11 protein-coding genes, 1 pseudogene and 1 riboswitch are annotated in these 7,226 nt (G+C 70.8%); of the genes and pseudogenes, 8 read left to right on the forward strand and 4 right to left on the reverse strand.

The features are described from left to right. Positions 1–450, forward strand: a pseudogene (locus CLM62_RS23695) (ABC transporter permease); the annotation flags it as partial. A 102-nt stretch (positions 451–552) separates the two neighbouring features. On the opposite strand, the gene CLM62_RS23700 reads toward CLM62_RS23695, so the two are convergent. Continuing rightward, positions 553–831, reverse strand: a complete 279-nt coding sequence (locus CLM62_RS23700) for a type II toxin-antitoxin system Phd/YefM family antitoxin (RefSeq protein WP_095751919.1) — start codon at positions 829–831, stop codon at positions 553–555. Positions 832–894: 63 nt separating this feature from the next. Between CLM62_RS23700 and CLM62_RS23705 the strand changes: the two genes are divergently transcribed. From CLM62_RS23705 to CLM62_RS23720, 4 genes are all read left to right on the forward strand, one after another. After that, complete coding sequence (locus CLM62_RS23705) at positions 895–1,530, forward strand: ATP-dependent Clp protease proteolytic subunit (RefSeq protein WP_095751920.1); 636 nt, start codon at positions 895–897, stop codon at positions 1,528–1,530. Between the two features lie 7 nt (positions 1,531–1,537). After that, positions 1,538–1,846: a hypothetical protein gene (locus tag CLM62_RS23710; RefSeq protein ID WP_095751921.1), complete on the forward strand. Its 309-nt coding sequence runs from the start codon at positions 1,538–1,540 to the stop codon at positions 1,844–1,846. A gap of 338 nt (positions 1,847–2,184) precedes the next feature. Further along, positions 2,185–2,396, forward strand: a riboswitch (cyclic di-AMP (ydaO/yuaA leader). Positions 2,397–2,399: 3 nt separating this feature from the next. Then, positions 2,400–2,873: a C40 family peptidase gene (locus CLM62_RS23715; protein ID WP_095751922.1), complete on the forward strand. Its 474-nt coding sequence runs from the start codon at positions 2,400–2,402 to the stop codon at positions 2,871–2,873. Between the two features lie 92 nt (positions 2,874–2,965). Continuing rightward, positions 2,966–3,571, forward strand: coding sequence for a DUF6328 family protein (locus CLM62_RS23720; RefSeq protein WP_095751923.1), 606 nt, complete (start codon positions 2,966–2,968; stop codon positions 3,569–3,571). On the opposite strand, the gene CLM62_RS23725 is transcribed toward CLM62_RS23720, so the two are convergent. Continuing rightward, the gene (locus tag CLM62_RS23725) at positions 3,507–4,127 is read right to left on the reverse strand and encodes a LysE family translocator (protein WP_095751924.1); all 621 of its coding nucleotides are present in this window, start codon (positions 4,125–4,127) and stop codon (positions 3,507–3,509) included. The genes CLM62_RS23720 and CLM62_RS23725 overlap by 65 nt on opposite strands. Before the next feature lie 105 nt (positions 4,128–4,232). On the opposite strand from CLM62_RS23725, the gene CLM62_RS23730 reads away from it, so the two are divergent. Then, positions 4,233–5,147 (forward strand): LysR family transcriptional regulator, encoded by a 915-nt coding sequence (locus CLM62_RS23730; RefSeq protein ID WP_095751925.1) that lies wholly within the window; start codon positions 4,233–4,235, stop codon positions 5,145–5,147. Between the two features lie 3 nt (positions 5,148–5,150). Here CLM62_RS23730 and CLM62_RS23735 read toward each other — a convergent pair whose 3' ends face one another. Beyond that, positions 5,151–5,609 carry an ATP-binding protein gene (locus CLM62_RS23735; protein ID WP_095751926.1) on the reverse strand — a complete coding sequence of 153 codons (459 nt, stop codon included), beginning with the start codon at positions 5,607–5,609 and terminating at the stop codon, positions 5,151–5,153. A 200-nt stretch (positions 5,610–5,809) separates the two neighbouring features. Between CLM62_RS23735 and CLM62_RS23740 the strand changes: the two genes are divergently transcribed. After that, positions 5,810–6,670 (forward strand): helix-turn-helix transcriptional regulator, encoded by an 861-nt coding sequence (locus CLM62_RS23740; RefSeq protein ID WP_095751927.1) that lies wholly within the window; start codon positions 5,810–5,812, stop codon positions 6,668–6,670. A gap of 16 nt (positions 6,671–6,686) precedes the next feature. Then, positions 6,687–6,917, forward strand: coding sequence for a DUF397 domain-containing protein (locus CLM62_RS23745; protein WP_095751928.1), 231 nt, complete (start codon positions 6,687–6,689; stop codon positions 6,915–6,917). A 42-nt stretch (positions 6,918–6,959) separates the two neighbouring features. Here the strand turns inward: CLM62_RS23745 and CLM62_RS23750 are convergent. After that, on the reverse strand, positions 6,960–7,226 hold a 267-nt coding region (locus CLM62_RS23750), incomplete at its 5' end, for an aminotransferase class I/II-fold pyridoxal phosphate-dependent enzyme (RefSeq protein WP_257004044.1).

Consider the following 7,226-nt stretch of genomic DNA (forward strand, 5'->3'; position numbering starts at 1 on the left):
CTCGTCGGCGTGGCCGCGGCGGCGGTCGCGCACAGTTGGCTGGGGGTCCTCACGGGCGACTGGTGGGCGGAGGCCGGCACGCTCGGCCTGGCGACGCTGGCTGTGAGCGGCGCCGTGGCCGGACTCGCCGCCCTGCTCGGCCCGGCAGGCATCGGGCTCGGCGCGGGTGTGGTGATGCTGTTCGGCAACCCGTTCTCCGGAGCGGCCACGGCCCCGCAGATGCTGCCCGAGCCGGCCGGGGCGATCGGCCAGTGGCTGCCGCCGGGCGCGGGCACGACCCTGCTGCGCTCGGTGTCGTTCTTCGACGGCGCGGCGGCGACCGGTCCCGCCCTGACCCTGACCTGGTGGGCCGCGCTGGGCCTGGGCGCCGTACTGCTCGGCAACGCGCTCAAGGCACGTACACGGAGCACCGAGCCCGCGGAAAAGCGGGAACTGACCCCCGTGGGCTGACCGGCCCACGACACCTGTCCGACCGTGCACCCCCGCCGTAGCGGCCGGGGGTGCACGGTCTCTTCGTCTACGCGCTCTTCGTCCACGCGGGACCAGGTAGGTCTACGCGGGACCGGTCCCCCGGTGGTGCGCCGCGATGCCGAAGCGCTGCTGTTCGCGAGGAGCGGACGCGACCTCGCGGACGGTGGAGACCGCGCTGATCACCTGCTCCTCGGCGGGCTCCTGAAGCTCTTCCAGCCGTTCGAGGTCGGCGGCGGAGACCAGGGCGACGAGGGGTTTGCCGTGCCGTGTCACGACCACCCGCTCACCGCCGTACACCACCCGGTTGATCAGGTCGGCGAGTTCAGCCCTGGCTTGCGTCACCGGAATCTCATAGGCCATACCCCCATCATAACGTCACGTACATCCTGTACATTTTTTACAGACGCCGAAGGAGGGGCAACCATGACCCGACCATCCGCCCGCTATGTCCTGCCCGAGATCACCGAGCGCACGAGTTACGGGCACAAGTCGATGGATCCGTACTCGAAGCTGCTGGAGGAGCGAATCGTCTTCCTCGGGACGCAGATCGACGACACCTCCGCCAACGATCTGATGGCCCAGTTCATGTACCTCGAGCACAAGGACCCGGACCGGGACATCTCGCTGTACATCAACTCTCCCGGCGGCTCGTTCAGCGCGATGTCGGCGATCTACGACACGATGCAGTACGTCGCTTGCGACGTGGAGACGACATGTCTGGGGCAGGCCGGCTCGTCCGCCGCCGTGCTGCTGGCGGCGGGGACGCCCGGCAAGCGGCACCTGCTGCCGGGTGCCCGCGTGGTGATCCACCAGCCCGCGCTGGCCGAACCGGTGCAGGGGCAGGCCAGCGATCTGGCCATCCAGGCCGACGAATTGACGCGGATCCGTGCCCTGCTGGAGGAGATGCTCGTACGGCACACCGGCCGCACCCAGGAGCAGGTGAGCGCGGACATCGAGCGGGACACGATCCTCAACGCACGGCAAGCGCTGGAGTACGGACTCGCGGATCAGATCATCCCGAGCCGCAAGGCCACCCTCGCCCCGCCCACCGGGAGGTGAGCGGCCGGTGCTCCCACCCGAACTGCCGCCGCTGCCCGCCCTCACCCGTGCCGAGGGCGAGCTGATCGACCGTTACCTCGACGTGGTCGACCTGCTCGGGCGCATCAACCCCGTGCACCACGGCGACACGTACCGCGGGCTGCGGGCCGCGCAGGCACTGGTCGGCAAGGCGACGGAACTGCGCGACGCGCTGGCGCTGATGCACCAGCGGGGCGAGACCGAACTGCACGCGCCCACGCTCACGCGGGCGCTGCGCGTCCTGGACGGCGAGCGCCGCACGGCTCGCGTCACTCTGCCGCCGCTCTCCGACAGTTGACGCACCCCCACCCGGCCCGGACGAACCGTCGGGTCGAGACGACGTCCGGGCCGGGGTCGAAACGGACCAAACGGCGTACGGCCTTTTGGAGTAGGCGTGCGCCCTTTTTCGGGACCGGCGGACTTGCACAACGCGCCTGGCTCCCAGCCGCAATGAGGCGTTCCGGTGCTGGTCCGGGCGTCCTCGGGCCCCTCAACACCCCTTCGAACACCGGGGTGTCCACCCGAACGGGTGAGTGGTGAGTAACAACACAAACCCTCGGTTCCGTTGGGATTTTCGGACATCCGTGAGTGAGGATCCGTGTCTGACGACAAGCCCCCGCCACAGCGGCGGGGCGGTCCGGGCGGACGCCGAGTCCTGCCGCCGCCCGGATGACCGGTCGACAGGAGTGGATCGGCAGGAGTGGAGGACCCAAGCACGACGGGTCGCCGGAACGGTCACGCCATGACCGGGCCGAGCAGCCCTTGGGGTGAAGCCGCGTCAGCGGCCGGGCAACTTCGCCAGCCCGAATCCGACAGGTCATCCTTCACAGGCGGCTGACGAAGGGTTGCGCATGACTGCGCTCAATCGTGTCCCGTCGCTCATGGTCCGGGCCGGTACGGCCTCGGCCCTCACCATCGCCGCCGTGGGCGGCTCGATCGTGGCTCCCGGCTTCGCCTCCGAGGCAGAGGCCGCCACACCGGCGACGAAGGCACTTCAGATCGCGGCCTCCAAGAAGGGCTCGCCGTACAAATACGGCGCCACGGGGCCGAAGAGGTTCGACTGCTCCGGGCTCACCCTGTACTCGTTCAAGAAGGCGGGCAAGAAGCTGCCCCGAACGGCCGCCCAGCAGTACAACAAGACGCGCCACATCTCCTCCAAGAGCCGCAAGGCCGGAGACCTGGTGTTCTTCCACTCGGGCTCGAACGTGTACCACGTCGGCATCTACGCCGGGAAGGGGAAGATCTGGCACGCCCCGAAGACCGGGGACGTGGTGCGACTGCAGAAGATCTGGACCAAGAGCGTCTGGTACGGCCGGGTCCGCTGACGCGCCCGCGGGGGCGACGGCGACCTGACTCGCCGTCGCCCTCCGCGGGCCTCCCGGGGCGTGACACGGGCTCAGGCGGTTACTCGTCCGGCATGTCCGACCACCGTCGCTGCACCGCACGCAACGAGACGCCGCTGGAGCGCGCCGACCGCAACTTCGGCGAGCTGCTCCAGGAACTGCGCGTCACCCAGACCGGGGTCCAGATCCTCTTCGCCTTCCTGCTGAGCCTGGCCTTCACCCCGCGTTTCCCCGACCTCGACACGGTCCAGCGCACCACCTACGTGACCACGCTCCTGCTGGCGGTCCTCGCGGCGGCGCTGTTCACCGCGCCCGCCGCCCTGCACCGCTCGCTCTTCCAGAAGGGCGCCAAGCCCCGCATCGTCCAGGTCTCCTCGCGGCTGGCGTCGGCGGGCATGGGTGTCCTGGTGCTCGCGTTCACCGGGTCGGTGCTGCTCGTGGTGGACGTGACGACCAGCCGGGCCGGCGGGGTGGCCGCGGGCGCGGCGACCCTGCTGGTGTGTCTCGGCCTGTGGGGGCTGCTGCCGCGCCTGGTGTGGCGGGCCGGCGCGGCCGAGGAGCGGCCCTCGGCCGACGAGCGGCACGAGGCGGTCGGGCCGCCGGCACACGAGGCCGTCAGGCCGCGAGCACCGGTTCGAGCAGCAGCACCGCACCGAGAACTGTCAGCGCGCCGCCGGTGACGCCCTCCACCACCCGTGCGGCACGCGGCCCGCGCAGCCACCGGCCGAGGCGGTCGACCAGCAGGGCCACGGCGTGGAACCAGAGCAGGGCGAGGACGACGACGATCAGTGCGAGCAGCAGGGTCCGGGGCATGGCCGGGCTGCCCGCGGGCACGAACTGCGGCAGCACGCTGAGAAAGGTGAGCGAGGCCTTCGGGTTCAGGGCATTGGTGAGGAAGCCCTGCCGCAGCGGGTGCCCGCCAGAGGCGGCTTCGTCGGCCGAGGCCGCGCTCGGCCGCCGTAGCGCCCGCAGGGTCCGCAGGCCCAGGTACAGGACATAGGCACCGCCCAGCAGTTGCAGCGCGCGGAACAGCGCGGGTACGGCGGCCAGCACCGAGGCGACCCCGGCCACCGCCAGTGCGGTGTGCACCAGCAGTCCTGCCGTGATGCCGAGCGCGCAGGTGACACCGGCGCGGCGGGAGACCAGGGCGTTGCGCACGACGACGGTGAAGTCGGCGCCGGGCATGGCGATCAGGCCCGCGGCGAGACCGGTGAAGGCGATGAGCTGTGCGTCCATGCGCCCCAGCCTGCCGTCCGCGAGCCTTCAGCAGGTATGTCGAATATGCTGGGTGCGCCTTAAGCATTGCTTTAGGCCCAGCCGCTTCAGCCGGAAGGACTCCGCATGTACGATCCCACCCGGCTCGCGGCCCTCGTGGCGGTCGCCGAGGCGGGGTCGATCACCCGGGCAGCCGAGCGTCTCGGCTACACACCGCCCGCCCTCTCCCAGCAACTGGCCAAGCTGGAGCGGGAGGCGGGTACCGCCCTGCTCGTCCGGCACCATCGCGGGGCGCGGCTGACGGGCGCGGGCGAGGTGCTGGTGGCGCGGGCGCGTCGCGTGCTCGACGAGTTGGAGCGGGCGCGGCACGAGCTGGCGCGGCTGGCGGGCCTGTCGGGCGGCACGCTCCGGCTCGGCACCTTCCAGACCGCCGGCATCCATCTGCTGCCACCCGTGCTCAGCGCGTTCCGCCGGGCGTATCCGGACGTGGAGCTGATCGTCGCGGACCACGAACCGTCGGCCGGGGCCGCCGCCGTGGCCGCCGGCGAGATCGACCTGGCGATGACGCACCGCTATGAACCGGGGGACCCGGTCCCGCTCCCCTCCTCCGTCGGCGCCGATGCGATCTTCGTCGAGGAGCTGGTCCTGGTGTCCGCGCCGGGGCACGCCCTCACCAGCGGCGCCTCACGGCTCCCGCTGGCCGAACTCGCGGGGCAGCCGCTGATCAGCATGGCGCCGGATCATCCGGGGCGGCGGGAGGTGGAGGCGATACTGGCCCGGGCCGGGGCCACGCCGTCGGTGCTGGTGGCGACTCCCGGGTATGTCCTGGTGTGCGCGCTGGCCAGTGCGGGGCTCGGGCTCGGGGTCGTACCGGAGATGGTGGCGCGGACGGCGGCCACTCCGGTGGGGATGCGGCTGCTGGAGGCGGGAGAGCTGCGCCGTACGATCTCGGTCGTGTACCGGACCGACGAGGCGGCACCCGCCGCGGACGCGTTCCGGGCCTTGTTGCGGGGCACGTTCGCCCGGGCCCGTCACACGTGAGTTCTACGGGTCCTGCTGCCCCGCCGTGGGCACCGGCTCGGCCGGTACGGTCCACGGCAGTTCGATGGAGACGGTCTTGCCGCCCTCGCGGGTGGGCCGGATTCTCAGCTTGCCGCCGTACTCCGCGGTCAGCCAGCGGATGATCACCAGGCCCCGGCCGTTGTCCTGCTGGACGGCGGCGGGCAGCCGCTTCGGGAACCGCGGATGGCTGTCGGTGACACCGATGCGCAGGTGTTCGTCCCGGTCGAGCTCGAGGTCCACCGTGAAGGTCGGTGACTGCCCGAAGGTGTGCTGTACGGCGTTGGTGGCGAGTTCGGAGACGATGAGGCGGATGGTCTCGGCCGCGTCCGTGTCCGCCGGCAGTCCCCACTCCGCCAGGGTCGTGACCACGTAGGCGCGAGCCGCGGAAACCGAGGCGGGATCGCTCGGCAGAGTGACGGATGCTTCCAGATGGTCTGCCATGGCGACGTCGTCCCTTTCCCACGGGACCGCAGTCCGACACGAAGGCGGAAGGTTCGAGTACGGTCCCGGACTGGTGCTTCGTCGCCAGACTGCCATTACCGCGGCCGTCACGGGTGGCGATCCACCAAGATATGCATATATCTGTCGCTCGAAGCGGTGAACTCTGCGACGGCAGAGCGTATTTGTAAGGAGAGCAGCCCATGCAGCACGGTCCCGCGGTGCGCCGCCGGAAACTGGGCGCCGAACTGCGTGCGTTGCGCACCGGTGCGGGGCTCACGAGTGGTGAGGCCGCCCGGCTGGTGGGCTGGCATCAGTCGAAGGTCAGCCGGATCGAGACCGGCGCGAGCGGGGTGAAACCGGCCGATGTGCGGTTACTGCTCGACGCCTACGGAGTGCGGGACGCCCAACTGCGGGAGTTGCTGCTGGTCTTGGCGGGATCCGACGAGAGCGGCGGCCGGCACCACTGGTGGCACGCCTACCGCGGGGTGCTGCCGCCGACCTACCGGGACTTCATCAGCCTGGAGTCCCAGGCCAGCGCGATGCGCACGCTGGAGACCTCGGTGGTGCCGGGGCTGCTGCAGACGCCCGAGTACGCCCGGGCGGTGACGAAGGCCGCGGTGGACGGGCTGGACGACGAACGGCTGGACGCGCTGGTCGAGGTACGGCTGGCCAGGCAGGACGTGCTGCGGTCGCATCCGCCGCTGGAGCTGAGCGCGGTCCTGGACGAGGCCGTGCTGCGCCGGGACGTGGGCGGGCCCGGGGTCATGGCGCGGCAGTTGGAGCGGCTGGTGGAGGCGGCCCGCCTGCCCCAAGTGCGGTTGCAGGTACTGCCGTTCACCGCCGGAGCGCACATCGGCATCACCGGGCCTTTCGTTATCTTCTCATTTTCGAGCACATCTGATCTGGATGTGGTTGTTCTCGACCACTTGACGAGTAGCCTCTACCTGGAACGGAAAGAAGACCTCCAGGCCTACACCGAGGCCTTCAACACCCTTCGGTTCCACGCCCTTTCGCCCGAGGATTCGTTGGACTACATCGCCGCGATAGGTGACGGCGCGTAAGAAGGAGGCACCCCCCATGTCTGCACTGCCTCGGCACGTACCCTCCAGTACCGAACTGCACGATGTGCGGTGGCTGCGCAGCAGCTACAGCACAGGAGCGAACAACTGCGTCGAGACGGCCCCGTTGGACCGCGGTCCGTGGACCGGCCTGCTCGCCGTGCGCGACTCCAAGGCCCCGTCCGGACCCGCGCTGCTCTTCTCCCCCGGGAGCTGGGCGGGCTTCACGGCCGCCGTGCACCACATCTGACCGGTTCCCCTCTCGTGCGGCGCTCGGCCGTGTCACGCCGACTCATGGTCGCGCCTCGCCGATCACTCGTACAGCGCGTTCGATCTGCCCCTCGGAGAGGTCCGCGCGGGCGGTCAGCCTGAGCCGTGAGATGCCGTCGGGGACGGAAGGAGGACGGAAGCAGCCCACGGCCAGCCCGGCCGCACGGCAGTCGGCCGCCCACCGCACGGCTCCCTCCGGGGATGGCGCGCGCACGGAGACGACCGCGGCGTCCGGACGTACCGCCTCCAGACCCGCGGCCGTCAGGCGTGCGTGGAGTTCGCTCGCCAC

The sequence above is a fragment of the Streptomyces sp. SA15 genome, assembly GCF_002291145.1.
Classification (GTDB): Bacteria; Actinomycetota; Actinomycetes; order Streptomycetales; family Streptomycetaceae; genus Streptomyces.